This window comes from Vibrio sp. TRT 21S02, from assembly GCF_050113675.1.
Taxonomy (GTDB): Bacteria; Pseudomonadota; Gammaproteobacteria; order Enterobacterales; family Vibrionaceae; genus Vibrio.
The window spans coordinates 174,305-199,319 of sequence record NZ_JBNJOI010000006.1 but is presented as its reverse complement, the minus strand read 5'-3'; the positions used below and the strand labels follow the sequence as shown (position 1 = coordinate 199,319).

The following is a 25,015-nucleotide window of genomic DNA, read 5'->3' as shown; positions in this document are numbered from 1 at the left end:
CACATAAAGAGGCGCTTTTGCGCCTTTTTTGATCTTTCTTTGACATTACTGTGGTGACATTTATTAAAGAAATACGTACTCTTATGCTTTTCGGAATTCATGTAAAGGTCAAATTGTGCAAGCCAAGACAATGAAAGCTCGATTTTTTGAGCTGACAACACCAAAAAAGCTACTGCTTTTGGGGCTGCCTGTTGCTGCGATAGTTGCATTTTCTTCTATCAACAATACAACTCTTCCTTCACGCACCGTTGATCTTTCTCTTCCTGAAACCGAACTGGTAAATTCCTACCTTATTGATACCGAAGATACACACGATATCCCAGACTATGAATACGTCATTCAGAAAGGGGATAATTTGAGTAATATCTTCGAGCAACTGGGCTTTGGCTACAGTGATCTTCTAAAAGTAATGGAAACGGATCTTAACTATCTGGCATTAGATACGCTTAAGCCTGGCAATACGCTTCGGTTTTGGAAAGGTAAAGAGGGCCAAGCCCTTGAAAAAATGGAGCTGGAATTTAGTTTAGTTGAACGTGCTGTCTACTCTCGATTAGATGATGGCAGCTACGAGTTTGACGAAGTTAAAATTCCGGGTGAATGGAAAGAGCTTCCATTAGTTGGTGAAATACGAGGCAGTTTTTCACAGTCGGTCCATAAACTTGGACTCGGTAGTTCTGAGATAGAGCAAGTCGTTGCCTTATTAAAAGACAAGATTAACTTCACGCGTGATCTGCGTGCTGGAGATAAGTTTGAAGTGGTTCAGTCACGCCAATATATCGGCAATAAACTGACAGGAAACCGTGAAATCAAGGCTATTCGTATCTATAACCGCGGTCGTGTGTTAAGTGCATATTTACACACTGACGGTCAATATTACGATCAAAACGGAAACAGTTTACAACGTGCTTTCCAACGTAAGCCAGTGAACGGTAACTACCGATTGAGCTCAAACTTTAACCCGAATCGTAAGCATCCTGTGACTGGCCGCGTGGCCCCGCATAATGGTACTGACTGGGCGACTCCAACCGGCACGCCGATTGTATCGACTGGTGATGGCGTGGTCATTATGACTCGTAAACACCCTTATGCTGGAAATTACGTGGTGATTCAGCACGGTAGTACTTATAAAACACGCTATTTGCACCTGAGCAAGATCTTAGTGCGTAAAGGGCAGAAAGTGAGCCGGGGACAACGTATTGGTCTTTCAGGAAAATCTGGACGCGTTACTGGGCCTCATATTCATTACGAATTGATTGTTCGGGGTCGTCCGGTGAATGCGATGCGAGCCAATATCCCAATGGCGAATTCAGTACCAAAAACTGAAATGGCATCCTTCAGAGCTAAACGAGATCAATGGGACGCGATGTTAAAGCAAGAAGAAATGAAACTTGCTTCTCAAGCCGATTCCGATTCAACTAGCTAAAAAAAATCCCCTGTTATCAGGGGATTTTTTTATGCGTTAGAGACCTTTTTATTTTGGTCCCCTAGGTTGTTTTGAAAGTTGACGATGGTGTCCGGACGCTCAGGTCTTGAGAAATAGTACCCCTGAATTTGCATGCATCCCATATCGTAGAGTTTTTGCAAGGCCTCTTCATTCTCAACGCCTTCGGCAACAAGGTCGACCTCAAGCTGCTTAGCAAGTTGAATGATTAGCCACACCACACTTTCCGATGTCTTGTTACAAAGCATGTTCCGAATAAATGTTGCATCGATCTTGATACAATCGATAGGGTAGCTATGGATATAATTCAAACTTGAATAACCGGTACCAAAATCGTCTAGAGCGACAGTAAAGCCGAGCTTTCTGAGTTTGTCGAGGATGATCCTGACTTCGTTAGTCTGAGACAAAAGGACGGTTTCTGTCAGTTCAATGGTGAATTCGTAAGGCAAGAAGCCAAAGCGATCAATTGTTTCAACTAAATGGCTGAGGTAGCGCTTCGAGTCGTTGAGCTCATGTGCTGAGCAGTTGAGCCCCAATTTGACTTTGTGCCCTAAGCCTTTTTCTAACTGCAGTTTTGCTTCACAGGCAAGCTCGACAATGCGTTCTCCCAGTTCAACTATTAAGCCTGACTGTTCAGCCGCTTCGATAAACTCTAACGGAGAGATGACTCCAAGAGATTTACTTTGCCAGCGGGCCAATATTTCGAAATAGCTCCAACGCGTACTGTTTTTTCTTACAATGGGCTGGGCTAACACATAAATTTCACTTGGCATGTCTGGGGATTTGTTTAATTCATGACGAAGTGCGTTGATGATCATTGTTTTGCGATGGTACTGCGTACTTAAATGGGTGTCGTAGCACTGGACTTTCGTATTGCGTGATTGCTTACAGTCTTTCAGGGCTAAACTGGCATTGAGTATCAGCTGATCGGCCGTCATTTTATTTTCAAATCGCCGTGCAATACCAATGCTGGCACTTAATTTGATGTTATGAACCGGGTCGGTGTATCCGGCTTCAAGTCGGTTAATAATTTTCCGGCACACTTTTAATGGATCACCAGAAAAAGTGATAAAAGCAAACTCATCGCCCGCAATACGGAAGGCGAGCTGTTCTTCGGGAAGAGACTGGCTAATCGCAGAAGCTACATATTTTATGATCTGGTCACCAATGTAATTGCCATATAAATCATTGATTGATTTAAAATTATCGATGTCTAAATACGCCAAAGTAAAAGGTGATGGGTAATTTTCAGTGAGTTGCTCTAATTTGTCGGACAAAAAGCTGCGGTTAAGCAAGCCAGTTAAGTTGTCGTGAGAGACTTCATAACTCAGTTGGTTAACTAAACTGTCTGAGCGTGCGGAAAGCCATTGAGAGCGAAGGCCATGCACCACGACATTCGCAAAGAGCCTATGGTAGAACACCAACTCTTCTTGGTCCGAAACTGGTGTGGTAAAGGTCGAAAGCAGAACACCGAGAACCTCTCCAGTACGCGTGCGTAAAGGTAACCCCAAATAAGCTTGGAGGTGGTTTTCCTTTATGTACGAGTCATGAGGAAAGAATTCCGCGACATTCTGAGCGTACAGACAGAAATCACGCTCAGATTTGCTGACATGTTCACAAGGTGTACCACGTAATGAGTAGCTGCTATCGCGTTTCAGTTTGTTCTCGCAAGCATAAGAAAGCGTTTGGGCGTTAAAATTAAACTTATCGACTTCCACAATGCAGGTGCAGTATGTTTGGAAGTGCTTATGCAATACAAGGGTGACTTTGTCCAGCAGCTCAGCGCCATTGAGTAGCAGCGTCTCATTGATAATATCTAAACTGATGGAGCCACTCTGGTGAGGTTTCCTAGCCATAATGAGTAACCCATGTTGTGATGATTTTTTATCATCTATTTATTGGTATATGCACATGGTTACTATGGTATAGCGCTCACACTTTTTCAAACTTGGTTGCTAGGACTTTTTTGTGGTCCTTGGCTAGTTTGTTGTTTTTAATAAACTTACTTAGGATCTTTTTGTAAGCGCTGTTTCAGATAGTCCAAAAATAGTTTAGTTCGTGTGTGTTGGTAATCTAATTTCGGATAATAGGCATAAACTGTGGTTTCATCAGCAGTGACATCAGCCAATATGCGTTTCAAGCTACCCAGCCGAATTTCTTCTCTCATCATGACATCGTTAGTCAGCAAAATGCCCATCCCGCTTTTTGCTGCGTAAAACAGTGCTTCTGGGTTGGTTGTTGCAAAGTTGCCTCGTAATAATATGCGCTTTCCATTGGAGAGCTTAATTTCACGCTGTGTCCGCTCTCCCCATATCAGCATATTGTGTTCAGTTAATTGGCTAGGTTTGGTTGGCTCACCGTGTTTTTCGATGTAATCAGGTGACACATAAAAGCCTGCTTTGTGCTCAAACAGTGCAGTAGCTTTAAAGCTCAATGAGTTTAATTGCTCGATTTCACGGCTAATGAATAGGTCTAAGCTGAGATCGGGTAGTTGCCCTGGTATTGTAGTAGTGAGCTGAATGCGAATATCAGGATACATTTGTAAAAACTCATCTAAGTACTGCACCAAAAACTTTGAACCCACAGCAAGTGTTGCACCAATTTTTAGCAGGCCGGCCGGTGATTGATCGACGGAACGTGTTTCATCAACGACGGATTGCCACTCTTCAAGTTGCCTCTTCGCACGTTCGTAGAATAAGGCTCCTGCTTCTGTTTGAGTGACCGAGCGGGTTGTTCGTTTCAGAAGCTGCACACCGATGCGCTCTTCTAACCAATGCACTCTTTTGCTAATCGCTGAGCTAGTGGTGTTTAGCTTGCGCGCCGCACCATTGAAACTCCCTTCATCAACAACTCGAACATAGCTATCAACACTTTGCAGCCAATCCATTTTGTGGACTCCTATTGATTCTCATCTGGAACTAATTCTTTTCCTTATGAGGTGATTATCATGTATGAGCGTTTAATTTACACTGGATTTCATGGCGTGAACATAAGAGATTTTAATGAAGAAAACCCCGATTTTATTGGCGATGATGATCATTGCAACGGGTCAAGTGGGTGTGAGTATTTATCTACCTGCATTACCCCTTATTAGCGAGAGCTTGTCTGCGACCCAAGCTGACGTTCAACTTCTCGTGACACTTTATTTAGTTGGTTTTGGGTTATCGCAGCTTTTTTATGGCCCGTTATCAGACAGTATTGGTCGCCGTCCTGTGTTCTTACTGGGGCAGGGTATTTATCTGATAGGTACACTGGTTTGTGTACTGTGTTCGTATGATTTAACCATGCTAGAGAGTGGTCGATTACTACAAGGCTTAGGAGCGGGTAGTGCTTCTGTTCTTGGGCGAAGCGTGTTGCGAGACAGTTATGACGGGGCTCAATTAACCAAAGCTTTTTCGTATATTTCTGTAACGGCCTCCATTTTGCCAATTCTTGCTCCCGTTGCTGGTGGATGGATAGCTTCTCATATCAGCTGGCAAGCGATATTTCTTTTTGTATTAGTATATTTATTAGCGATTTACTGCCTAGGTTATTGGGTATTGAGAGAAACGCTACCGTATGCGAAGCGAGCGTTTCGGGTTCGTTCCATTATTCAGAACTACTCTCAGCTTCTGTCAAACCCGCAGTTGTATATGAGTGCTAGTTTCAATTGGTTGAGTTACTTAGGATCTATTGTGTCACTGTCGGTGATGCCTTTTATTGCTCAGAACCAACTTGGCCTGAGTGCTGCGGAATATGGTTCGGTAATGATCATTCCTTCATTAGGCTTGCTTATGGGAAATACCATGATGAACATATTGATTCGGTATTTTAGCCGTCACTGCCTATTAGCTGGCGCGATAAGTATTGCTCTGGGGGCTGGTGTCTGGTTAATGATGAGCTCTGTTTCGTTATTTAGTTTGATCCTTGCTTTTACGCTGTTCTCGATCGCACAAGGTTTGTCTTTTCCCATCTCAATCTCGATGTTGCTTGAGCCTTATAAGGAAAATGCAGGGTCGGTGTCTGCACTTTCTGGTTCGGTGCAGATGGCGCTGTCAGGGTTGTTTGGAGGATATCTGGTGAAAACTTGGATTGGATCTTCTGAGTGTTTAGGTATCTTCTATATTTCTTTGGCGGTCATCATGACGATTGTATTGGTATTGCAGCGTCGACATCATCAAACTCAACAGGAGTTTGCTTGAAACCGACCTACGGATTGATACAATGCGAACCCCAATTGATAACCTGCCTTTGAGGTCATGTTCATGGAACATAAAGAGTTTGAAACACTGGTTAAGAGCCTTTGTGAAAAAGAAAATCTTCCACAAGCTTTAGAGTTACTAAAAAGTAGTGATGACGCTGAAGTAGCACAAGCCGCAGAGTCTTTGGCTGGCCAATTTGCCCTTGCCGAAGTAGAGGGTGAGAAGCGAATCTACCATGTAGTGCTTGAAACAAATGACCAAGGCGAAGAGCAAGAGTTTGTTGAACACATCATGAACGAAGGTGATGACGTCATTGTGTTTGTTGCTTGGTTCTTTGATGCGATGTTTGAAGTGAAGCGTAAAGATACCTATCAAGCAGCAGGCAAAACTTACAAGCAGCCTAAACGCAACTAAATGTGATTTAGATCTTGTTTTGTTGGTGGTTCGGATTAAAATCGGCGTCGTTTTTACAGGAGACGACAATGAACCACGAATTAGGTAGTGCCTATTTAGGTCAGCTAGTTGCGAAGCAAGCGATGTATAATGCGTTGTATGGTAAGCCAAAAGCGAAGAAAAGCTCATTTCTAAAACGTTGTTGGAAAAAAGTGAGCCAGTAAACGCTACTAAAATGGATTTTAAAACCCCGACATTCATGTCGGGGTTTGTTGTTTTCGTTAACCGTTTTCTAGGTTTACTACATTGTCAGGGATGGTTTTTAATCCCTTTTCTTCGAGCCAAGCTTTTAGATTGTCAGCCCCACCAATATATTGGCCATCTAACCAAATTTGTGGCACCGTGACGGGTGTTTTCTCGCCAATGATCGCTTTGACTTCTGGAATCATACGATAGAGTGCTGCGCTGTCTTTTACCACATCATGATACTGGTAATCGATGCCTGCTTCATTCAACATGTTCTTTGCTTTGACACAATATGGACACGTTGCTTTACCATAGACAACACTTCCCGTCATTTCATCACGCTTCGTCCACTCTTTGATCACAGACTGAACAAGTACCCCGCGATTGAGTGCTTCTCCCTGACTGATCACTTGGCCTTCCACCATGATAATTGGGGCGTGCCAAGCTCCTTTCTTCAAAGGCTCCCACCAATGCGATAACCAATCTTTCACTTCCAACTGAACAGGAATACCTGCCAATTCCGTTTCGAAGGTATCTTTGAGGATATCTTTAGTCAGAGTACATTCACCGCAAGGAATATTTACCTTGAACGGTCCCCAGCTTCCTGCCCAGCGATATAAAGTGATTTTGATTGGATCTGTCATTGTGGCTCTCCCATAAATTGTTTTCTTCCTTAAAAGAACGACATTGGTCAGAATTTATTTCAATGATTTTGCTTTTGCTGTTTCCCAATGGGTAATAAAGGCGACAGACAGTATGATGATCATTGCCCCTAACCATAACCTACCGGGTGGTACCCAACCAAAGACAAGCCACCCAGCAAGTACATTCAACGGCAATTTGGCATGGTCAAATGGCTGTACAAATGAGGCGTCAGCAACGGCATAAGCTTTCACGATGGCCCATTGGGCGAGTGCTGTCATGATGCCGGCAGCAATTAATATCATCCAAATTTCCCCTCCTTGTGGCATTTGCCAATCAGGTAACGCCAACATTAAGTTGAATGGGGTGATCAGGATGAGGAGATAAACCACCATGGTTGATGGAGAGTCATCGGATGATAGTTTTTTTACCATTAAAGAGTAGCAGGCCCAAAAGAAGGCAGCGCCAACAGGTAGTAGAGCTGCCCAGCTAAAATCATCGGCCCATGGTTCTAGAATGATCATAGCACCGACAAAGCCGGTTACAGTGGCTCCCCAGCGCGCCATGCCTACTTTCTCTTTAAGAAATAGCCCAGAGCCAATCGTGGCAAACAGAGGAGAGGTCATTAGAAGTGCAATACCTTGCCAGATAGGTACTGGGTAAGCTAAGGCCCAAAGCCATAATTGAATGCCAATGACTGAGAGAAAAACACGGAACACGTGCCATCCTAACTTGGATGTGCGTAATGACTTGCGAATACCCAATGTTTTTAGATAAGGCAAAATGGCGACCAAAGCGATGCCGTATTGGATCAGTGCAACCGTGGTTGAAGAGAGGCCATGATGGATACTGGCCATCTGCGCAAGGCTATTCACAATAGCAAAAGAGAGCCCAGCAGTAAGCATCCAGCTCGCTCCCTGAACTGGATGGTGTTGTTGTGTTGTCATGTTGGATTGGGGGATAAAAAAACGTTTTTGAATCATACGTTTTTCTATTCAGGAAACCAACATTGATAACCATACCTACAGAAAAATCTGGTTAACGACAGGTGTCTTTTGCTCTTATTTCTTGTCATGATTTGCTGCGGTTGGTCAGGTAAACAGAAACCGTGACCAAAATCATTCCCAAGCCATGCCATAGCGTAAAGGTTTCACCTAAAACGATAACGGCGCTAAGCGCAGTGATTGCTGGCCCAATGTTACTGGTGAGACTGAGCTGTGTTGGCGTTAAGCGTGCCATGGCCGCAGCAACTAAATAAGAAGGGATCACAGTACAAAAAATACCTAATACGATACCCACAATCATCAGTTCAGGGCCCAATGTGGTGATACGCACATCACTGAACCATAAGTGAAGTAAAATGGCTGCACCTGCGCTCCCCATACCAATGCTGGTAAATAGTGAACTACCGAGCTGTGCAATGAGTGGTTTACTCCACACCAAGTAAAACGCGAATATCAATGCTGAGCTAACCGCCAATGCACTACCGGTTGCGACCGTATCTCCAAATGCGTGAAAGTCATGAATGACGATCAACATGATGCCACCATAACCAACAAGCGCAGCAAGCAAGGTATGGAAGCTTGGGCGTTGACGATAGAAAACCCAGCTAATAAGGACAACGAAGGTAGGAAATAAGAACAGTAAGAGACGCTCAAGCTGAGCGGAAATATACGCCAATGACGCAATATCTAAATAGCTGGCTACGTAATAACCTAAGATCCCAACCGCGACCGCTTTCAAACCGTGTCGTTGAACATTACGTCGGTTTTCAGGAACTCGGCACAGCCAAAACAACATCACTAGATATAAAGGCAAAGAGCTAAACGCGCGCAGAGCCATAATTGAGGTCGCATCGCCACCGTATTGGTAAGCAATTTTAATTAATACAGGCTTAATTGAGAAAAGTACGCATCCGCCAAGCGCCAGTAATATGCCGACTTGAGCACGACGGGTTCGGTGAGGCTCAGCAGGTTGTTGCAGGGTGTTTTCGGTCATTATTCTCGTATCCTTACGTTGATTTGGCTACGAGATATAGGGAAGAACAACTGGCTACATTCTCGTAGCCAGGCACTAAGTTACCTACCGGCTACAGGTATTGAAGAGAAGGAGCCAAAGGTAGGTAACTGTATCATTCATGTGTGGTATCCATTTTGGTGAATATTTAGCCTAACGCAGGCGGCGCTTGAAAATCAACCACCTAATGGGATTATATCGCTAACGCCTTATTTTCAATTTGGTTTAGTGCTTTTTTGTACATCAACCAAGCACATGTACCCGCTAAAATGTTCCCTCCAAAAGCCCCCCAAAATAAGCCTTGTAGTCCACCGAGTTGCGCTCCTAACCATAAACAGGGAAGGAAGAAGGCAAACAAACGCAGAGCAGAGATAGTCAATGCGGTATAGGATTTGCCCAGAGCGTTTGAAACCGACACCATTAGCATACAAATCCCCAACGGCCCAAGGCTGAATGGAACGATGTAAAGGTGCCATGAGAGGATTTGTTCCACTTCAGGCTCGCTGGTCATCAGTTGAGCCAGTTGGCTGGAAGCAAGCCAAGTTAGGGCTGCAATAGCGAGTTGGGAAAGAACGATGAATTTACAAGCGATGCTCACCAGTTTGCGAATGTCGGTTAGGTTATTTGCACCTAACAAGCGCCCAACCATTGGCGGCATTGACATGGTCAAAGCCAGCACTGTGACAATGGCAAAAAATTCAAAACGAGAGCCTAGCGCCCATGCAGCAACTGCCGCGGTACCAAAACCTGCGAGTAGTTTAGTTGCCAGCATGGATGAGAGCGGTGGCAGCAGTTGGCTGACCATTGCCGGCCCCATAATATTGGCAATAGCACTTAAGCTTTTCGTCAGATTTAAATTACTCCAATCGAAACTGATCCAGTTCTTTTTGAGCACCTTAGGAGCAACAACCAGTATGCCAATGCCAAAGGCGATGATGGTCGCTAAAGCGGCACCGTTAATGCCTAGATCAAAGGTAAAAATGAAGAGAGGATCAAGCGCTAAGTTTATGCCACTGGTCACCATCATCATGGTGCCGGGCAGCATGGTGTTACCGTTTGCACGACACACGCTGTAAAAGAAATACAACACGGCGCCAGTCCAAGCACTGATGAGCCAGTAAATCCAATACGCATCAATAATTGGGAATACACTTTGGGGTGCGCTTAATAGATTAAGAATAGGCTCTCGAATGATGTAAAGTAGCAATGAAATCGCCGCAACGCCAATGCTGCCCATTGCGATAACTAAAGCGCCAAGCTGCTTAGCGTATTGTGTGTCGTTGCTGCCTAATGCCTTGGCTATGACGGCCGTAGTTGCAATGCCTAACCCAACTTGAATGCCGATGATGATCATTTGAATCGGTAAGGTAAAGCCTTGCGCAGCAAGTGGTAAAACACCGAGTTGACCTATGAAGGCACTATCAACAAGCTGAAAGCTCATTAAAGAAAGGACACCGAATACCATAGGCCATGTCATGGTAAAGAGCTGTCGTCCCAGTGATTGCGTTGCGTTTTGTTCCATGGATTTCTGTCTTTATGAGAATAAAAACCCCCGGAAAATCCGGGGGAAGAGTGGGTAGTTTAACAGGATGATGACTGATTCTGCATCAATTTGCGGGTTCCTTTTCATCGAGATGATCAGCATAGCCTTTTGGTGGAGGCGTCCAACCACGTTCACCGTCTTCATGTTTTGCGAAGCGATCGGTATTCATGGCCAGTTTAATTTGCTCTTCTAGGTGCATGAATAATTGGCGATAGTTGTTATCGAAGCGCTCGCCTTCGGAATCATCTTCCCAAGCCTCGTAAAGTAGGTCAGATTTCTTATCTTCAATTTGGCGATATGCCGCTTTCTGCTGCTCGACTAAGAATGGATGATGGCCCATTTCACGCATGGCATGTGCGCCAAGCTCCATTGCGGAATGGTAGGTTTCAGATTCAATGATATCAGCCCCAGCTTGACGAAGCAGATAACCATGACCGCGGTCAAAGGCTCTAGCCAATACTTTCACATGTGGGTAAGTATGTTTGACGTATTTGGTCAACTCGACGCTCGCTTCCGTATTATCAATGGCAATCACCAACATAGCGGCTTCCTCAATACCAGCAGTATGCAGAAGATCAGGCCTTGTGGCATCGCCAAAGTAGGCTTTAGTTTCAATCTGACGGACCACATCGACTTGATCTGCTTGGTGATCAAGGACAACGGTTTTAACACCACTGGAAACTAAGAGTCGGTTCACGATCTGACCAAATCGGCCAATGCCGGCGATGATCACTGTGCCTTTTTCATCGATGTCGTCAGGTTGTTGTTCGTTTGACTCCTGTTCAAACCTTGGCAGGATGACTTTGTCGAATAAGATGAACAAACCGGGAGTCAAGAACATGGATAGGGCAACAACCAGTGAAAGTGTTTGCGCGATCTCTGGGGGAATAACATGGTTTTGTACCGTAAAGCTCAATAATACAAAACCAAACTCACCAGCTTGCGCAAGGCTGAGGGTAAAGAGCCAGCGGTTACTGTTTTTAATTCTAAATACAAAAGCCAATACATAAAGGATGAGGGCTTTAAGCAGCATAACACCCAGAGTTAAGCCAATGATGGTAAAGAATTGATCAAACAGAATTGAGAAGTTGATGCCAGCACCAACGGTGATAAAGAATAGCCCAAGCAACAAGCCTTTAAATGGATCGATATTGGACTCGAGTTCGTGGCGGAATTCACTGTTGGCTAGTACAACGCCTGCGAGGAATGTACCAAGAGCGGGAGATAAGCCAACTAAGCTCATCAAAGCAGCAATACCAACCACCAACATGAGCGCTGTGGCGGTGAAAATTTCTCGTAAGCCAGAGCTTGCTACAAAACGAAACAGTGGGCGGCTCAGATAATGGCCACCAATGACGAGGCCGATAATCGAAGCAATAATAACCATAGCGTAAGCCCAGCCCGGCAAACCGGCGACTAAGCTGAGTTGTTCATGATGTTCTGCTGCGCTGGTGGCCGCTTGTTGTGCTTTCTCGACAAGCTCTGGCAATGCCAACAGTGGAATAAACGCCAACATCGGGATCACAGCAATATCTTGGAACAACAAGACAGAGAAGGCATTTTGTCCGCCTTCTGTTTTAGACAAGCCTTTTTCGTTGAATGTCTGTAATACAATCGCTGTTGAAGAGAGCGCAAAAATAAGGCCTATTGCCAATGCAATGGTCCAAGGTTGTTGAAAGAAAATCGCAATGCCCATCACGGCTGCAGCTGTTCCTGCAACTTGTAAGCCCCCTAAACCCAGTAGTCGGTTACGCATTGACCACAGCATTTTAGGCTCGAGCTCCAGCCCGACTAAGAACAACATCATAACCACACCAAACTCAGCAAAATGCTGAATGGTTGTGGTTTCTTCACCAACTAAACCGATGATCGGCCCAATGACCACACCGGCAATGAGGTAACCCAGTACGGAGCCCAGCCCAAGCCGTTTTGCGATAGGCACGGCAATGGCAGCAGCCGCAAGATAGATGAAAGCCTGAAGGAAATAGAGTGTCATCGTGTGGCCTCCATAGGTAATTCATCAAGATAGTGGTTGAGCTTGTCTGCGTGACTCGCTTTTTTGACGTCAATGTGATCATTAACTAAAGCGGTCAGGAGCTTTTTCCAGTCAGTAATGTGTTTGTCTATACGGCCTTCTTCTTTGGCTGTCCGTGCGCCAAACAGAGTGAAAGGTGCCAAATACTGCATGCCTGTCAATGTCGCCATTTGCTCCAAAGGCGACAGCAATTCACGAATCTTAAAATGGTTATAGCCTTGAGCATGATAAGCTTCAGCCTTGCCGCCGGCAGTGAGAGAGCACAAGAAACGTTTACCATGTAACGCCGTACCTTCGTGTCCATATGCAAAGCCATATTCAAGAACCAGATCTTGCCATTCTTTTAATATGGCCGGTGTCGAATACCAATAGAGAGGAAATTGGAAAATGACGACATCGTGCTCAAGCAGACGTTGCTGCTCTGCATCAACATTGATGTGGTAATGCGGATACTCGTAGTAAAGGTCAACAATCGTGACCCCTTCGATTTGCTCAGCAGCGTTAATAAGAGGTTGATTAACCTCTGAACGGTGTTGGGATGGGTGGGCGTAAAGCACCAAGACTTTATTCTTTACCATAACTTCCCCAAATTTATATTTTTGTGATTATTTTTGGAATTTTCATTCTCCACCAATTTGGGTGAATAAGTCACTCATCATAAAAGACTATTTTTGTAAAAAGTGACGTTCTAACAAAGCCTGTAGATCATATAAATGGTGGACAGTGACAGAAGCATGTTCGGTAAATGAGGTTGCTTTTTCATGCGTAACTAAACAGGAAGGCATTTGGGCATTGAATGCGGCTTGTAAGTCATAAAGGTAGTCGCCGACATAGAGTATCTGAGCCGGGCGTAATTGCCATTCCTCGGCAAGGGCTAGGAGTGAATCGGGCGCAGGTTTTGGTGGGTAATGCTCTCGACTAATGACTCGGCTGATATTGAGCTGGTTGTGTGAGATTTTTTGCTGAGCTGCTTGAGCGCAATTACGAGTGATGATGGCCGTATGCAATTTATGAGTTTCGATAAAATCTAACAATGAGCTGCAACCTGGCATTGGGTGCGAGTGGACAGCATCTTCCAGCTCGTGTTGCAGAATGAGTTGATGTGCGTTAGCACTAGCAATGGAGCAGGGCATTGCATCGACATAAGAGAGCACATCCTGATCGGCTGGGCAGCCCACTTGACGCCTTAGCCATTGAAAATCCATCTCCGACGTGACCAAAGTGTTGTCGAGATCAAAAACAATGGCTTTGAGGTTGACGGCATCAAGTGGAATTGCAGGCATAGTATCCCTTTTTGTTATGCGAACTCTTTTTCCAAATAAGAGACGATGTCAGAGGACTCATACATCCATTCTACTTTGCCGTCTTTCTCAATACGCAAGCAAGGAACTTTAATCTTGCCGCCGCCAGCTTCAAGTTCATTGCGATGCTTAGCGTTGTTCTTTGCATCGCGTAGCTCGATATTTACAGATTGACGTTTCATCGCTCGGCGTACTTTGACACAAAATGGACAAGCGTCAAATTGATATAACGCCATTGTGTTGGCACGTTCATCTGCTTGTTGTTGAGCGTCTTCAGTTCGTTTGATGCCTTTTGGTGAGAATATGGCATTGAGCAATAGGATAATACGGCCTAAAAACCAACGGATGAATTTCATAACTTTCCTTTACAGCTGTGGGTGTTCCGGAAAGTGCTTTCCGGAATGTTATTGTAATTCGACAATTGTAACCAGTTAGCTACAAAGGAAAAGCAATTAATAACGAATATTGTGTTCTTTTGTTACCACGATACCAAGCCGTTTTGCTAGCCGAGTCAGGTTGGCGCGATCGGTCTTGAGTGTCCGTGCGGCTTTGGCCCAGTTAAACTCAGACTCAATCAGCACTTCTGAAATCATGTCTTTTTGGTATTGCTCTGTGGCTGCGCGTAACCCTTTAAAATGCTCATCCCGAACTATAGGTGTTTGCTCGTTGCGGCGGGTAGAGGTTGAGTTCATTGGAACATTATCAAGTGTGCCAATGTCTTCCACATTTACGCTGATCAGTTTTCTTGTACCACTTCTGGCTCTGGCTTTTAAGGCGGCGCGATTGATCACATGTTCCAGCTCACGTACGTTACCCGGCCAGTTATAGCGGGAAATATGCACTAGAGCTTCTTTAGTGAGCTTAAGCTGTACAATGCCGAGTTTGAGTTTCGCTTTCTCAAGGAAATAGCCAGCAAGTAGGGCAACATCCCCTTCACGTTCGTGCAGTGGAGGGACTCGAATCGGGTAAACGCTTAGGCGATGGTAAAGATCTGAGCGAAATCGGCCTTGGTCGACTTCGTGTTTTAAATCTCGGTTGGTTGCAGCAAGTACGCGGACATCTATTGTTTGAACCTTATCTTGTCCAACTGGCTGGATTTCGTTGTTTTGCAAAGCTCGTAAGATTTTACTTTGCGCAGCGAGTGGAAGCTCACCAATCTCATCTAAAAATAGAGTTCCACCATCGGCTAAGGCAAATTTCCCTAAGCGAGACTTGTCGGCACCAGTAAACGCCCCTTTGACGTGGCCGAATAATTCACTTTCCACTAAGTTTTCCGGGATAGCGGCGCAGTTGACGTAGACCAATGGATGCTTACGACGTGCTGAAAGGTGGTGCAGGCGACGTGCTACCAGCTCTTTACCCACGCCAGTATCACCGTGGATCAGAATATTAAAGTTAGATGGTGCAACCACCTCGATATCGGATTTCAGTGCCAACATGGCGTTGCTAGAGCCGATAATTTCGCTGCCATCCCGTTCCCATGCACCTTCGTTAAGCTGCTCCATTCGCTGTTGTACTTGCTTGGCTTGTTGTTCGAGCTGAGAAACGGTCATCGCAACTTTGAGTGATGAGGCAATGATTGCAGAGAGGGCTTCTAACGAGCGCGCGGGAATGTTATCGAACACCTCTGGGCTAAGGCTATCCAGTGTTAGCACACCAAGTAACTTATCCCCGTAAAGGAGAGGCAACCCCATGCAAGCATGCATTGGAAGATCCCCTTCATAATCTAGCAATAGGCCATCAAAAGGGTCGGGCAGTTCGCAACTTGCATCAAAACGTACCACACTTTTCGATGCACATATTTCAGCAAACCGAGGGTGCTCTTCTAGGCGAAAGCGGCGACCTAATGTGTCACGGGTTAAACCTTGTAGTGCGAGTGGAATTAAGGTGTCCCCTTGCAAGCTGAGTAGGGCGACGCAGTCACATTGAATCGCTTTACGAATGGCGTCGAGTAAGCGATTGAAGCGGTCGTGGTCGTTTTGTTCGCTGGCCAGTCCGATGGACATCTCAATAAGGGTCGAAACGGGAATATCTTGCATAACAAACTGAATGTGTGATTTTTTATCATTGTAGTGTCAAATTAACCTAATTTAAAGTTGTCAATTTGACATGGGTTGATGAATTTTCATACATGAAAACCAATAAGTTAGTGCTTTTATGAGTTGGCATTAAACATGCTATATCGCTAGGTAGAGAGTGGCACAAAGCCACCATAGATTGTCTATTCGACAACATATAATCGAGGAGAAAAATTACCATGCTCAGCAATCAACATATCGAGATTGTCAAAAGTACCATTCCTTTACTTGAAAGTGCGGGTCCGGCTTTAACTCAGCATTTCTATCAGCGAATGTTTAGCCACAATCCTGAACTGAAAGATATTTTTAATATGACGCACCAGAAAACTGGGCGTCAAAGTGTGGCTTTGTTCGAGGCCGTAGCAGCGTATGCGAAAAATATCGAAAACCTTGGTGCCCTGACTGCGGCTGTTGAACGAATCGCTCACAAACACACAAGCTTCAATATTCAGCCAGACCATTACCAAATTGTGGGCCATCACCTGATTGAAACCTTACGTGAGCTTGCCCCCGATGCATTTACAACCGAAGTGGAAGAAGCGTGGACAGCGGCTTATCTGTTTTTAGCTAAGATCTTCATTGATCGAGAAGGTGAGCTATATTTGCAACGCAAACAGGCGATTGGCGGATGGGACAATGCCCGTGAATTCGTGATTACACGCAAACAGCCTGAATCTGAATTGGTCACAAGCTTTGTGCTGGAGCCTGCGGATGGTGGGCCGGTGCTGGGTTATCAACCGGGGCAATATATTGGTATCGAGGTAAAGCCTTCGCTTGGTACTCATAAAGAGATCCGTCAATATTCGCTATCGCAAAAGCCAAATGGTCAGGATTACCGGATCTCAGTAAAACGCGAAGTCGGCGAGTACAAAGGCTTGGTGTCGAATTACTTGCATGATGAGCTTTCCGAAGGCGACAAAGTGAGTTTGTATGCGCCAGCGGGGGACTTTTTCTACGTAGAACGCAATGCGCCAGTTGTTTTGATTTCTGCCGGTGTGGGCGCAACACCGGTCCAGTCCATGCTTCAATATTTATCTGATCAAGGGAAGAAGGAAGTCAGTTACCTATATGCCTGTAACGGAGCAGAGCAGCACACGTTTGCACGGGAAACCGCAGACTTAATCGAAACAAATCACTGGAACCAATACACATGGTATCTCAATCAAGCCACTCAGTTTGAAGGCGAGATGAATATCGGTCTTGTGGCCGAGGAACTACCGCTCCATCAAGCAGATTTTTACTTATGTGGCCCCGTTGGGTTTATGGAAAGCATTGTGCGTCAACTTGAAGAGTTAGGCGTTGCGCGTGAACGTATTCACTATGAGGTGTTTGGACCGCATACCTACCTATAATCGCATACTGCTCTAGCAATCTTAAAAGGCTCCTGACAAGGAGCCTTACCATTTAAAGTAGGTTTTTATTGCTGCAAGTAGGCCGCCTTTTTTGGGGGCCTGAGGCGATGCATTTGCGCCAGTATAGAAGCTCGATAAGAACTGAGTACGGATATGCTCCGAGTCGAGTTTTGAAATCGAGGTCATCAACGTTGCGGTTTGTTGGGCATGATCATTAGCCAATGAAAAGTCCATTCGCAAATAACCTTGCATATACAGCCATACATGCGTGATAAGCAACAGTTGGTTGTAGCCTTGGTTCTCAAAGCGCTTAGCGTGCTCGTGGCCTAAGTTTTGTTCAAAAACCTGTTGCATGGCTTGAGTGGATACTTGGTTGTGTTCAAGAGCCGATTGGCTTTCAATATGCGCTTTAGTCAAAATACCAAGCAGATGATGATGTATCGGCGTCTCTGGTTTGTTTTCGATGACCTTATTAAATAGCGCCTCATTCTCGTCACAAAACGCCACCCAATGGCTTTGATGTTGGGAGATGACTTCGAGCTGCTGGATACTTACTTGTTCAAATGCTGAAGCCAGTTTACTCATTGCTTTGTAATGTCTCCCAACAAACTTCAGTTGAGCCACTTTCTGAGTCAATAAAGAGGCTTGTTCCAGTCAACATGATGGAAAGCTCCATCGTTCTGACTAAGTTGTTCGCCAGCTCTTCTATCGGTTCCCAAGGAAAGCGGACAATTTCTACGGGGTATTGTGTGACTTTATTCTTGGTTTGCTCCCACCATACGTTGGATTTGGAGTTGAAGCTGTATACCTTAACGGACTTTGCTTGGCGGCAGGCTTTTTTAATGCGATCAACAGCAGGTTCACCCACCTCTATCCATAACTCGGTTTGTCCGTCTAACGACTGACGCCAGATATCGGGTTCGTCGATGTTAGATAGGCCTTTGGTAAAGGTCAGTCCTTCTTGGGCGTTTAAGCAAAAGGCTAAAACACGCGCTATCATGCGAGGTAAGTTCTCTGATGGATGCTGCGCAATGGTCAGGTTAACCGTGTCGTAATAGTCACGATTGGTATCAGAGAGTGCAATGCGGAATTTAAATATCGTCGGTTTGAGTGCCATAGGGAGTCTCTATCCAAACAAAAAAATAGCCAGCGATTGCTGGCTATTTCTAAAAAATCTTGTTCTAAAAGAAATTATAGAACTTTGATGTTTTCAGCTTGAGGGCCTTTTTGACCTTGAGAGATAGAGAACTCTACTTTTTGGCCTTCAACTAGAGTACGGAAACCGTCGCCAGTGATTGCGCTGAAGTGAGCGAATACGTCAGGACCGTTTTCTTGTTGAATAAAACCAAAACCTTTAGTTTCGTTGAACCATTTAACTGTACCAGTAACAGTGTTAGACATTGTGTATATCCTTGGATAAAAATAAATATTACGCCTCATCGGCACGGATAGCGTGGAAAAGGAAATTGCTATTGCGTACGGCGTTTAGAAGAAATGGTATTCAACGAAACGGCGAGATAAACAAAGAACCCGTTTTCTAGCTGCCCTACAGTGTAGATGGACATTTTACTAAGTCAACGAAAATAAATCCTGTTAAGTCAGAGAAAAATAATTTCTTTCAGATATTTGCGTTAGATAACGTTTCTTAAAGTACATGATGCCTCTGTAATCTTATGGTCATCAGTGTACAATAGCCCTGTTGTGACAAGGCGTTACATATAAAAAGGTAAATTATGAGTAAAAGAAAATGTATGGTTGAGGTGGATGAACCCAATCAAGAAAAAAAATATTCGGTCGAAAGCGGAAGAGGTCAAATAAACGACAATATGCTTAAAGCTTTGGTGACCAGCAAGCTGTTTCAATCAAAAGTAGAGAAATCGAAGAAGGGAAAAGGGAGTTTTACACGCAAGATGAAGCATAAGGGCAAAGAGCCCTATTCAAAGGTAGCAACCTCGCTGTTTTTGAATAGGGCTTTTTCATATGCTTTAAATGTTAATGCTCAATTTTAGGTGAATAAATCGAGTAGGCGGTTATTTGCCCAGCCACGATTGCTGAAAACATAAAGAGCGCAGACAAACCAATACTAGGAATGGGCAATACAGATTGTTCAAACAACGATTGGCTTGCACTGACTAACACGCGGCTACCGGGAACGAGGATAATGATCCCTTGAACTATGTAGATAGCGCCTGTGAGCTCCACTTTCTTCGCTATCCATGTTCCATAGAGAGTGATCAATACCGTGGTAACCCATGTACCAACAACCCAACCACTATCAAAACCCAAATAAAAAGGCCCCCACATCCCCAATGCCGCAACCGGTAACCCAAGAAGAATATCGATAGGTCGTGCATTAAAAATGATGCTTAAAGAGACTGAAAGCAGAAACAGGCTGCAGATATGGAGCCACAACGGCACTTCATTCATGTAGTCAGACGAGGTGGCAGAGCCCCATACCGCCTCACCAATACTAAGCCCCATAACGATGCCAACAAACAACTTGATCAGCGTTAGTGCACTTTGACCAAGCAAGCTGGTTCCCGAGACCAAATCATTAAATGCAAGGCATTCAAGCGAGTTGGCGATCGACAATCCTGGAACAAATAAGATCACCGAGGCAATGCATAACGCCCAAATGGGGATCTCGTGGTTTGCGCTGGCAAAGAAAGCCACCAGAATGCCGGTAAGTAAGGCAGCTATGAATTCGACGGCAATAGAGCGTCGGCCTCGACATAGCTGCTGGCACCCCCAGACAATGAATCCAAGTAAGCAAGAGATTAAAACAGCTTCAAGCGTACTGCCAACCAACATCAGGTATGACGCAGGAATTGCCATGTTTGCAAAAGCGGTGATCCATTTCGGGTAGCGTATGGGCTCTGGAATGGGCTCACTACTCGGTTGGTTGATTCGTATGATGGTGTTTGCGAGCAAACTGAGGTTGATCGACGGCGGGCTATGACGCCGCATCACAACCGTATTATTGTCATCTGGGAATTGGTAGTTGACGGTGGTGGGGGTGGCTTGAACCATCACATCGACACCGTGTTTACGGGCGTAATACTGCGTGTATTTCTCTAATTTGTACGGTGCGCACCCGCTGCGGTGGAGTGTATCGCCAATCTCTACGATTTTACTGATGCGATATTGTGAAGTCATGGTTTGTCATTGGTTAAATTAATTAGCGCGACGTTATCAAAGTGGTTATGGGTTGGCGAGTGAGTGATGAATGAATAGTGGGAAAGGTCACGCTAGTTCGTTTATGAAGTGAAAACTTAGTTTGCGCTGTAGTCTTTTTCTGTCAGGTTTACCTTGTACGGCCGTTCGGTATCACAAAAACAATTAGATTCAGAAAAATATTTCTTGTTACAAATATGTACAAATTGCACTCGTTTTTATGCCTAATAATGGGTAAATCCTTGTGAGTTAAGAAAGTTGGTAGTAACAAACATTAACCTTTTATTTACAATAATCTTTCGGTCACTTTTTGTTCTGTTTTTGTGCAAAATTTGGGCTTGAAATCTAATTTAAAAAGACGAAAATGTATGAAAAATGAGTTTTCAAAAATGAAAGGAAGCTTTTTCTAAGTTTTAAAAGCGAGGTGTACGATGAAACTATTTCTATTGCTTATGACATCACTATCAGCTGGTGTTGCGTCTGCCGATCATCTTCATTCTTTCATGCTGGGTCTTTCAATTTCTGCATTAGCGGTTGGTAGCTGCTACTGGTTTGCGTTTCGCTCAACTCGATTCCCACAGCTCGCGCTGTTTCTTTTGATTTGTGGAATGCTATCTAAGTTGGTGATTACCGTTGCAGGCGTAAGTTGGAGTATGTCAGCTGACTTGATCACTTCACCTATCATTTTTGCGCTGTCTTACTTGTACTTCTCTATTGCAATCACTTACCTGTGGTTCAGTTACCGAGACAGCATCACTCCAAAACCTAAAAATACCGAAGCGATTGCTTAATCGCGCAGTGAATTTAAGAGAACCGGCTAACGTTAGCCGGTTTTTTTGTGCTTTGGAGCACCCCTTTGCGACAAAAATCGATTAAACGTAACGAATGGTTACAAGCCTCCTGAAAAGCTAAGCGGTTTGATTATACTCAATGAAGTTGTGTCTAACGGTAGGCGACTTATGAGAAATATGATTTTTACTCGCACATTCGTGCTGTCTTCTTTAGCTATTTCTTTTGCAGCAGTTTCTGCGCCAACAATCATTCCTGATCCTCCAGCCATTGGCGCGAAAGGTTATGTGCTGATGGATTACCATACAGGCCAAGTGTTGGTAAACAAAAACGCTGACAAAAAACTGAACCCAGCCAGCTTAACCAAATTGATGACCGCTTATGTTGCGGGGCAAGAGGTGAACAGCGGCAATATCAGCTTGGATGATAACGTGCTGATCAGCAAAAATGCATGGGCCAAAAACTTTCCAGACTCTTCCAAAATGTTTATTGAGGTGGGTAAAAAAGTTGGTTTAATGGAGCTATACCGTGGGTTGATTGTTCAGTCTGGTAATGATGCGAGTGTCGCAATTGCTGAGCATGTCGCTGGGAGTGAAGGGGCATTCGTAAGCTTAATGAACTCATGGGCTGACAAGCTTGGTTTAGCAAACAGTGCCTTTACCAATCCACATGGTCTAGATAGTGATGGCCTGTATTCCACCCCTTACGATATCGCTAAGTTAAGTCAGGCCATTATTCGAGACTTACCTGACATTTACCCTCTCTATAGTGAAACCTCTTATACCTTCAATGGGATCACTCAATACAACCGCAATGGGCTGCTACGTGACCGCAGCATGAACGTCGATGGTATGAAAACCGGCTATACCAGTGGGGCTGGATACAGTCTTGCAACTTCAGCGACCAGCGGAAACATGCGTTTGATTTCGGTCGTTATGGGATCTAGCAGTACAAAAAGTCGGGAGTCTGAGAGCAAGCAACTGCTGAGTTATGGTTTCCGTTTCTTCGAAACCATTTCGCCGACAAAAGCGGAGCAGGAGATTGCTCAAGCGCGAGTCTGGATGGGAGATAAAGACGAGTTGAGTGTCGGTGTGGCTGATGATGTCTATCTCACACTACCAAAAGGAGACGTTAAAAAGCTCAAAGCGGAAGTGGAGTACTCACAAGAATTGGTTGCTCCAATCAAGCAAGGAGATGTGTTAGGTAAAGTCATCTACAGCATTGACGATACTGAAGTCGGCTCAAAGCAGCTTGTCGCACTTGAACAAGTTGACGAAGGTGGTGTATTTAAACGATTGATCGACTGGTTCAAGCGGCTACTACTTAGCTGGTTCTAACATACACTAAAATTGAAAATATCAGAGCGGATACCCAAGGGTGTCCGCTTTTTTATCGCGGTTTGTCTCGTCCCGGAGCCCCTTGACTGTAAAGGCTCACGTCAGATGTCAGTGTGTGGCAAAACCCTAAACTAAAACTCACCGTTAGCTGACATCCCTAACCGTCATTACCTCAAAATTATGGCCATCATTGATATATGAGGGAAACGAATGGAGTTTACACAAGAAGATAGAGACGCGCTGCACCGAACTTGGATGTCTCAAAAAGCGAAAATGCGAATTACCCAAATGGAATTCGCTAAAAAGCTTGGTGTAAGCCAAATCGAGTTTTCAGAGCTATTACGTGGCTCTAAGCCACTGACCATGTCTTTTATTTCTCAGTTTTGTCGTTTACTTCATGTTGAACCACAACAATTACTGCCATCGTTAAAAGCGAGCAGTACTGGTGCGCCACGAGTCGTGTTTCTAGAAAGTCGCATGAGTGTCGATGGTGAAATCCAACGCGCTTATATTGAAGGCAACCAAGTGGTTGTTGAATACGCACACACCATTGATCCTCAAGACGCCTAAACATTAAAAGCATCAATGATTGATGCTGTAAAATAGACAACAATAATTATATGGTATAGCATTCTGGTTTGTTCGGATCAGAATGCTTTTTTATGCCATGAAAACACGATTTCTTCTTTTTCTTATCACCATGTTTCTTGTTGGATGTGCAAGTCCCATAACGCAACAGGCAACATCGTTCACTAACTACGAAGACTTTAGCGCAGGCCCTGACGGTGGTGTGGATTTGGTCTGGGCTCGGGAAGACCTTCGTGACAAGGCGCGACTCCGGGACAAAATAAAGCAATACGACTCGTTGATCATTGATCAAGTGGTGGTTGTGGCTGAAGAAGGCACCATCGACAATGACGACATTCAAGAACTTACCACATATACGGTTAACCAGCTTAAAGCCAAACTCTCAGCCTATAAACCGATCGTTACTCAACCCACAGGAAAGACATTACGTCTTAGTCTTGCGTTAAGTAATGTTGAGACACCAAATCCAATTCTTGCAGTCACCAGCAGTGTTTTGCCTGTGGGATTAGCTATTTCTACCATCTCAAAAGTCACGACTGGTGAGCATACGAATGTTGGTTCGGCAAGTTTGGAACTGTTGGTAAGCGACGCTCAAACGGGGAGTCCATTGTTTGCTGCGATTGACCGTCAGACCGGAAACAAAGATTTTTCAACGATGGTGGATGCATTAGACGATGCAAAAGATGCGATCAACTATTGGATTGAGCGTTTGGGTGTTACTCTACAAGGGTGGCAACGGCCTTAAATCATAGAGAAACGATGTTAGAAAAAGAAAACCTAATCAAGCTTGCGCGCATGCAGATGCCTTTTGGTAAATATGCAGGAAGAGTGCTGATCGACCTACCCGAAGAGTATTTACTGTGGTTCGATAAGAAAGGCTTCCCAGAAGGGGAGCTAGGTGAGCTACTTAAACTCTGCCTTGCACTAAAAATAGAAGGGCTTGATAGCGTTGTTAAGCCGTTAAAGCGAATGTAACCTGCCGCAGAAGCGTCCCATTTATAATAAAAGACTTACTATGAATTTTGATATCAATGCACTGAAACACCACCAACTGGTCGAAGATGGTCAACTAGAAGGGTGTTACATTCACCAGCCTGCCCTAGGTAGTCAGCAAGATGACAAAGCTGTTTTGGCAGAACGTCAAGCGCTAGAAAAGATGGGCTATAAGGTAGTACAAGTTCAAGCTAAAGGCGGGACAACAACGTTCGCCGAGGCGATGCAAAAGTTTGCGAAGAAGACGGGGCACCAATCCAAGTAATCAGCGACTGCAACCGACCAAAGCATCCTTAGTCTCTTCGACAACGCCATGTGTTTTCATTTAAAAGAGTCAGATCATCAGGCTGACTCTTTTTTATCCCATTCCTTGCTAGGAGTACAGCTTGCCGGCTAACCGCAGCATTGTTTTTGTTATTGAAGCGTGGAACAAGATCCATTCAATTGGCCGATTTCAACTAACCTAATAATTTTCAGTCCATTCGGGTAATAAAGGTTTGTTCATCATCCACAAATGCTACAAAACCGCCGTGATAGATAAACACCCGACCACGCCCCTCAACTAGGCAGGCAAGCTGTGGGTTCAAATCTTCTTCGTTATCTTTGCTTTGAAAAGTGCCGGTATCGGTAATTACGCCGCTGAGCGGAGGCAAATATCCGTAAGTGCGCTTGGCTTGATCAATCAGGCTCAATTCGCTAGCGCTAGAGAAGCAAGAAGGGATCGCACCAGCGTCTTCGATAAATATAGGTTTCAGTTCTTCAAAAGCGGTAATCACCAGCCAGTCGATGCCGTTGACATGATGGATAAACATAGAGTTTCTCGATAATTCTGATGCGGAGATTCTATCACTATCAAACGCATAACGTAGTAGAAATTTAGTTGCTATAGGCGGTAAGTCTGTGTCA

Annotated in this window: 28 protein-coding genes; 12 read left to right on the top strand and 16 right to left on the bottom strand. The window is 44.6% G+C overall.

What is annotated here, in order from left to right:
* The first annotated feature begins 130 nt into the window (after nt 1–130).
* A complete protein-coding gene (locus tag ACQEXU_RS10335) occupies nt 131–1,423 on the top strand; it encodes a peptidoglycan DD-metalloendopeptidase family protein (protein ID WP_367990305.1) in 1,293 nt (430 codons plus the stop codon).
* A gap of 29 nt (nt 1,424–1,452) precedes the next feature.
* On the opposite strand, the gene ACQEXU_RS10330 is transcribed toward ACQEXU_RS10335, so the two are convergent.
* Both ACQEXU_RS10330 and ACQEXU_RS10325 read right to left on the bottom strand, forming a co-directional pair.
* A complete protein-coding gene (locus tag ACQEXU_RS10330) occupies nt 1,453–3,297 on the bottom strand; it encodes a putative bifunctional diguanylate cyclase/phosphodiesterase (protein ID WP_427010735.1) in 1,845 nt (614 codons plus the stop codon).
* A 146-nt stretch (nt 3,298–3,443) separates the two neighbouring features.
* Nucleotides 3,444–4,328 carry a LysR family transcriptional regulator gene (locus tag ACQEXU_RS10325; protein WP_367990303.1) on the bottom strand — a complete coding sequence of 295 codons (885 nt, stop codon included), beginning with the start codon at nt 4,326–4,328 and terminating at the stop codon, nt 3,444–3,446.
* Between the two features lie 115 nt (nt 4,329–4,443).
* On the opposite strand from ACQEXU_RS10325, the gene ACQEXU_RS10320 reads away from it, so the two are divergent.
* The 3 genes from ACQEXU_RS10320 to ACQEXU_RS10310 all read left to right on the top strand — a co-directional run bounded on the left by ACQEXU_RS10320 (nt 4,444) and on the right by ACQEXU_RS10310 (nt 6,239).
* Complete coding sequence (locus ACQEXU_RS10320; protein ID WP_427010734.1) at nt 4,444–5,622, top strand: multidrug effflux MFS transporter; 1,179 nt, start codon at nt 4,444–4,446, stop codon at nt 5,620–5,622.
* A 63-nt stretch (nt 5,623–5,685) separates the two neighbouring features.
* Nucleotides 5,686–6,036: a hypothetical protein gene (locus ACQEXU_RS10315; protein ID WP_367990301.1), complete on the top strand. Its 351-nt coding sequence runs from the start codon at nt 5,686–5,688 to the stop codon at nt 6,034–6,036.
* Nucleotides 6,037–6,104: 68 nt separating this feature from the next.
* Nucleotides 6,105–6,239, top strand: a complete 135-nt coding sequence (locus ACQEXU_RS10310; protein WP_427010733.1) for a hypothetical protein — start codon at nt 6,105–6,107, stop codon at nt 6,237–6,239.
* A gap of 57 nt (nt 6,240–6,296) precedes the next feature.
* Here the strand turns inward: ACQEXU_RS10310 and ACQEXU_RS10305 are convergent, their stop codons facing one another.
* The 9 genes from ACQEXU_RS10305 to norR all read right to left on the bottom strand — a co-directional run bounded on the left by ACQEXU_RS10305 (nt 6,297) and on the right by norR (nt 15,837).
* Nucleotides 6,297–6,905, bottom strand: coding sequence for a glutaredoxin domain-containing protein (locus ACQEXU_RS10305; protein ID WP_367990299.1), 609 nt, complete (start codon nt 6,903–6,905; stop codon nt 6,297–6,299).
* 54 nt (nt 6,906–6,959) lie between these two features.
* Nucleotides 6,960–7,850, bottom strand: a complete 891-nt coding sequence (locus ACQEXU_RS10300; RefSeq protein WP_427010866.1) for a DMT family transporter — start codon at nt 7,848–7,850, stop codon at nt 6,960–6,962.
* A gap of 124 nt (nt 7,851–7,974) precedes the next feature.
* Nucleotides 7,975–8,901, bottom strand: coding sequence for a DMT family transporter (locus ACQEXU_RS10295; protein WP_427010732.1), 927 nt, complete (start codon nt 8,899–8,901; stop codon nt 7,975–7,977).
* Nucleotides 8,902–9,112: 211 nt separating this feature from the next.
* On the bottom strand, nt 9,113–10,441 hold the full coding sequence (locus tag ACQEXU_RS10290; RefSeq protein WP_427010731.1) for an MATE family efflux transporter: 1,329 nt from the start codon (nt 10,439–10,441) through the stop codon (nt 9,113–9,115).
* Between the two features lie 85 nt (nt 10,442–10,526).
* The gene (locus ACQEXU_RS10285) at nt 10,527–12,458 is read right to left on the bottom strand and encodes a monovalent cation:proton antiporter-2 (CPA2) family protein (RefSeq protein ID WP_427010730.1); all 1,932 of its coding nucleotides are present in this window, start codon (nt 12,456–12,458) and stop codon (nt 10,527–10,529) included.
* A complete protein-coding gene (locus tag ACQEXU_RS10280; protein WP_427010729.1) occupies nt 12,455–13,075 on the bottom strand; it encodes an NAD(P)H-dependent oxidoreductase in 621 nt (206 codons plus the stop codon). The genes ACQEXU_RS10285 and ACQEXU_RS10280 overlap by 4 nt, the downstream gene beginning before the upstream one ends.
* Nucleotides 13,076–13,162: 87 nt before the next feature.
* Nucleotides 13,163–13,780, bottom strand: coding sequence for an HAD family hydrolase (locus ACQEXU_RS10275; RefSeq protein WP_427010728.1), 618 nt, complete (start codon nt 13,778–13,780; stop codon nt 13,163–13,165).
* A 14-nt stretch (nt 13,781–13,794) separates the two neighbouring features.
* Nucleotides 13,795–14,154: a glutaredoxin family protein gene (locus ACQEXU_RS10270; protein WP_427010727.1), complete on the bottom strand. Its 360-nt coding sequence runs from the start codon at nt 14,152–14,154 to the stop codon at nt 13,795–13,797.
* Between the two features lie 96 nt (nt 14,155–14,250).
* Entirely contained in the window at nt 14,251–15,837 is a 1,587-nt protein-coding gene (gene norR / locus ACQEXU_RS10265) for a nitric oxide reductase transcriptional regulator NorR (RefSeq protein WP_427010726.1), read from the bottom strand.
* A 218-nt stretch (nt 15,838–16,055) separates the two neighbouring features.
* On the opposite strand from norR, the gene hmpA reads away from it, so the two are divergent.
* The gene (gene hmpA, locus ACQEXU_RS10260; RefSeq protein ID WP_427010725.1) at nt 16,056–17,228 is read left to right on the top strand and encodes an NO-inducible flavohemoprotein; all 1,173 of its coding nucleotides are present in this window, start codon (nt 16,056–16,058) and stop codon (nt 17,226–17,228) included.
* Between the two features lie 45 nt (nt 17,229–17,273).
* Here hmpA and ACQEXU_RS10255 read toward each other — a convergent pair whose 3' ends face one another.
* From ACQEXU_RS10255 to ACQEXU_RS10245, 3 genes are all read right to left on the bottom strand, one after another.
* Nucleotides 17,274–17,813: a hypothetical protein gene (locus ACQEXU_RS10255; protein ID WP_427010724.1), complete on the bottom strand. Its 540-nt coding sequence runs from the start codon at nt 17,811–17,813 to the stop codon at nt 17,274–17,276.
* Nucleotides 17,806–18,345, bottom strand: a complete 540-nt coding sequence (locus ACQEXU_RS10250; RefSeq protein WP_427010723.1) for a YaeQ family protein — start codon at nt 18,343–18,345, stop codon at nt 17,806–17,808. The genes ACQEXU_RS10255 and ACQEXU_RS10250 overlap by 8 nt, the downstream gene beginning before the upstream one ends.
* A 74-nt stretch (nt 18,346–18,419) precedes the next feature.
* Entirely contained in the window at nt 18,420–18,629 is a 210-nt protein-coding gene (locus ACQEXU_RS10245) for a cold-shock protein (protein WP_367990288.1), read from the bottom strand.
* A 332-nt stretch (nt 18,630–18,961) separates the two neighbouring features.
* On the opposite strand from ACQEXU_RS10245, the gene ACQEXU_RS10240 reads away from it, so the two are divergent.
* Nucleotides 18,962–19,237 (top strand): alternative ribosome-rescue factor A, encoded by a 276-nt coding sequence (locus ACQEXU_RS10240; protein WP_427010722.1) that lies wholly within the window; start codon nt 18,962–18,964, stop codon nt 19,235–19,237.
* On the opposite strand, the gene ACQEXU_RS10235 is transcribed toward ACQEXU_RS10240, so the two are convergent.
* The gene (locus tag ACQEXU_RS10235; RefSeq protein ID WP_427010721.1) at nt 19,221–20,384 is read right to left on the bottom strand and encodes a threonine/serine exporter family protein; all 1,164 of its coding nucleotides are present in this window, start codon (nt 20,382–20,384) and stop codon (nt 19,221–19,223) included. The genes ACQEXU_RS10240 and ACQEXU_RS10235 overlap by 17 nt on opposite strands.
* Nucleotides 20,385–20,833: 449 nt before the next feature.
* Here ACQEXU_RS10235 and ACQEXU_RS10230 point away from each other — a divergent pair, with 449 nt between their 5' ends.
* The 6 genes from ACQEXU_RS10230 (at nt 20,834) to ACQEXU_RS10205 (ending at nt 24,374) form a co-directional block, all read left to right on the top strand.
* Nucleotides 20,834–21,193 carry an NADH:ubiquinone oxidoreductase gene (locus tag ACQEXU_RS10230; protein WP_367990285.1) on the top strand — a complete coding sequence of 120 codons (360 nt, stop codon included), beginning with the start codon at nt 20,834–20,836 and terminating at the stop codon, nt 21,191–21,193.
* Nucleotides 21,194–21,370: 177 nt separating this feature from the next.
* Nucleotides 21,371–22,528 (top strand): serine hydrolase, encoded by a 1,158-nt coding sequence (locus tag ACQEXU_RS10225; protein WP_427010865.1) that lies wholly within the window; start codon nt 21,371–21,373, stop codon nt 22,526–22,528.
* 210 nt (nt 22,529–22,738) lie between these two features.
* The gene (locus tag ACQEXU_RS10220) at nt 22,739–23,098 is read left to right on the top strand and encodes a helix-turn-helix domain-containing protein (RefSeq protein ID WP_367990283.1); all 360 of its coding nucleotides are present in this window, start codon (nt 22,739–22,741) and stop codon (nt 23,096–23,098) included.
* A 97-nt stretch (nt 23,099–23,195) separates the two neighbouring features.
* On the top strand, nt 23,196–23,861 hold the full coding sequence (locus ACQEXU_RS10215; protein ID WP_427010720.1) for a DUF3313 domain-containing protein: 666 nt from the start codon (nt 23,196–23,198) through the stop codon (nt 23,859–23,861).
* Nucleotides 23,862–23,875: 14 nt separating this feature from the next.
* The gene (locus tag ACQEXU_RS10210) at nt 23,876–24,091 is read left to right on the top strand and encodes a DUF3820 family protein (RefSeq protein ID WP_005433583.1); all 216 of its coding nucleotides are present in this window, start codon (nt 23,876–23,878) and stop codon (nt 24,089–24,091) included.
* A 40-nt stretch (nt 24,092–24,131) separates the two neighbouring features.
* Nucleotides 24,132–24,374 carry a hypothetical protein gene (locus ACQEXU_RS10205; protein WP_427010719.1) on the top strand — a complete coding sequence of 81 codons (243 nt, stop codon included), beginning with the start codon at nt 24,132–24,134 and terminating at the stop codon, nt 24,372–24,374.
* 208 nt (nt 24,375–24,582) lie between these two features.
* Here the strand turns inward: ACQEXU_RS10205 and ACQEXU_RS10200 are convergent, their stop codons facing one another.
* A complete protein-coding gene (locus ACQEXU_RS10200; RefSeq protein ID WP_367990272.1) occupies nt 24,583–24,921 on the bottom strand; it encodes a cytosolic protein in 339 nt (112 codons plus the stop codon).
* Nucleotides 24,922–25,015: the final 94 nt, after the last annotated feature.

Excerpts from the sequence above, each read along its gene's own strand:
- ACQEXU_RS10230 (WP_367990285.1), top strand. The coding sequence starts at position 20,834 with ATGAAACTATTTCTATTGCTTATGACATCACTATCAGCTGGTGTTGCG.
- ACQEXU_RS10215 (WP_427010720.1), top strand. The coding sequence starts at position 23,196 with ATGAAAACACGATTTCTTCTTTTTCTTATCACCATGTTTCTTGTTGGA.
- ACQEXU_RS10220 (WP_367990283.1), top strand. The coding sequence starts at position 22,739 with ATGGAGTTTACACAAGAAGATAGAGACGCGCTGCACCGAACTTGGATG.
- ACQEXU_RS10310 (WP_427010733.1), top strand. The coding sequence starts at position 6,105 with ATGAACCACGAATTAGGTAGTGCCTATTTAGGTCAGCTAGTTGCGAAG.
- ACQEXU_RS10330 (WP_427010735.1), bottom strand. The coding sequence starts at position 3,297 with ATGGCTAGGAAACCTCACCAGAGTGGCTCCATCAGTTTAGATATTATC.
- ACQEXU_RS10325 (WP_367990303.1), bottom strand. The coding sequence starts at position 4,328 with ATGGATTGGCTGCAAAGTGTTGATAGCTATGTTCGAGTTGTTGATGAA.
- ACQEXU_RS10300 (WP_427010866.1), bottom strand. The coding sequence starts at position 7,850 with ATGACAACACAACAACACCATCCAGTTCAGGGAGCGAGCTGGATGCTT.
- ACQEXU_RS10210 (WP_005433583.1), top strand. The coding sequence starts at position 23,876 with ATGTTAGAAAAAGAAAACCTAATCAAGCTTGCGCGCATGCAGATGCCT.
- ACQEXU_RS10205 (WP_427010719.1), top strand. The coding sequence starts at position 24,132 with ATGAATTTTGATATCAATGCACTGAAACACCACCAACTGGTCGAAGAT.
- ACQEXU_RS10285 (WP_427010730.1), bottom strand. The coding sequence starts at position 12,458 with ATGACACTCTATTTCCTTCAGGCTTTCATCTATCTTGCGGCTGCTGCC.
- ACQEXU_RS10320 (WP_427010734.1), top strand. The coding sequence starts at position 4,444 with ATGAAGAAAACCCCGATTTTATTGGCGATGATGATCATTGCAACGGGT.
- ACQEXU_RS10250 (WP_427010723.1), bottom strand. The coding sequence starts at position 18,345 with ATGGCACTCAAACCGACGATATTTAAATTCCGCATTGCACTCTCTGAT.
- ACQEXU_RS10235 (WP_427010721.1), bottom strand. The coding sequence starts at position 20,384 with ATGACTTCACAATATCGCATCAGTAAAATCGTAGAGATTGGCGATACA.
- ACQEXU_RS10305 (WP_367990299.1), bottom strand. The coding sequence starts at position 6,905 with ATGACAGATCCAATCAAAATCACTTTATATCGCTGGGCAGGAAGCTGG.
- ACQEXU_RS10280 (WP_427010729.1), bottom strand. The coding sequence starts at position 13,075 with ATGGTAAAGAATAAAGTCTTGGTGCTTTACGCCCACCCATCCCAACAC.
- ACQEXU_RS10295 (WP_427010732.1), bottom strand. The coding sequence starts at position 8,901 with ATGACCGAAAACACCCTGCAACAACCTGCTGAGCCTCACCGAACCCGT.
- ACQEXU_RS10255 (WP_427010724.1), bottom strand. The coding sequence starts at position 17,813 with ATGAGTAAACTGGCTTCAGCATTTGAACAAGTAAGTATCCAGCAGCTC.
- ACQEXU_RS10335 (WP_367990305.1), top strand. The coding sequence starts at position 131 with ATGAAAGCTCGATTTTTTGAGCTGACAACACCAAAAAAGCTACTGCTT.
- ACQEXU_RS10315 (WP_367990301.1), top strand. The coding sequence starts at position 5,686 with ATGGAACATAAAGAGTTTGAAACACTGGTTAAGAGCCTTTGTGAAAAA.
- norR (WP_427010726.1), bottom strand. The coding sequence starts at position 15,837 with ATGCAAGATATTCCCGTTTCGACCCTTATTGAGATGTCCATCGGACTG.
- ACQEXU_RS10200 (WP_367990272.1), bottom strand. The coding sequence starts at position 24,921 with ATGTTTATCCATCATGTCAACGGCATCGACTGGCTGGTGATTACCGCT.
- ACQEXU_RS10225 (WP_427010865.1), top strand. The coding sequence starts at position 21,371 with ATGATTTTTACTCGCACATTCGTGCTGTCTTCTTTAGCTATTTCTTTT.
- ACQEXU_RS10275 (WP_427010728.1), bottom strand. The coding sequence starts at position 13,780 with ATGCCTGCAATTCCACTTGATGCCGTCAACCTCAAAGCCATTGTTTTT.
- ACQEXU_RS10290 (WP_427010731.1), bottom strand. The coding sequence starts at position 10,441 with ATGGAACAAAACGCAACGCAATCACTGGGACGACAGCTCTTTACCATG.
- ACQEXU_RS10245 (WP_367990288.1), bottom strand. The coding sequence starts at position 18,629 with ATGTCTAACACTGTTACTGGTACAGTTAAATGGTTCAACGAAACTAAA.
- hmpA (WP_427010725.1), top strand. The coding sequence starts at position 16,056 with ATGCTCAGCAATCAACATATCGAGATTGTCAAAAGTACCATTCCTTTA.
- ACQEXU_RS10270 (WP_427010727.1), bottom strand. The coding sequence starts at position 14,154 with ATGAAATTCATCCGTTGGTTTTTAGGCCGTATTATCCTATTGCTCAAT.
- ACQEXU_RS10240 (WP_427010722.1), top strand. The coding sequence starts at position 18,962 with ATGAGTAAAAGAAAATGTATGGTTGAGGTGGATGAACCCAATCAAGAA.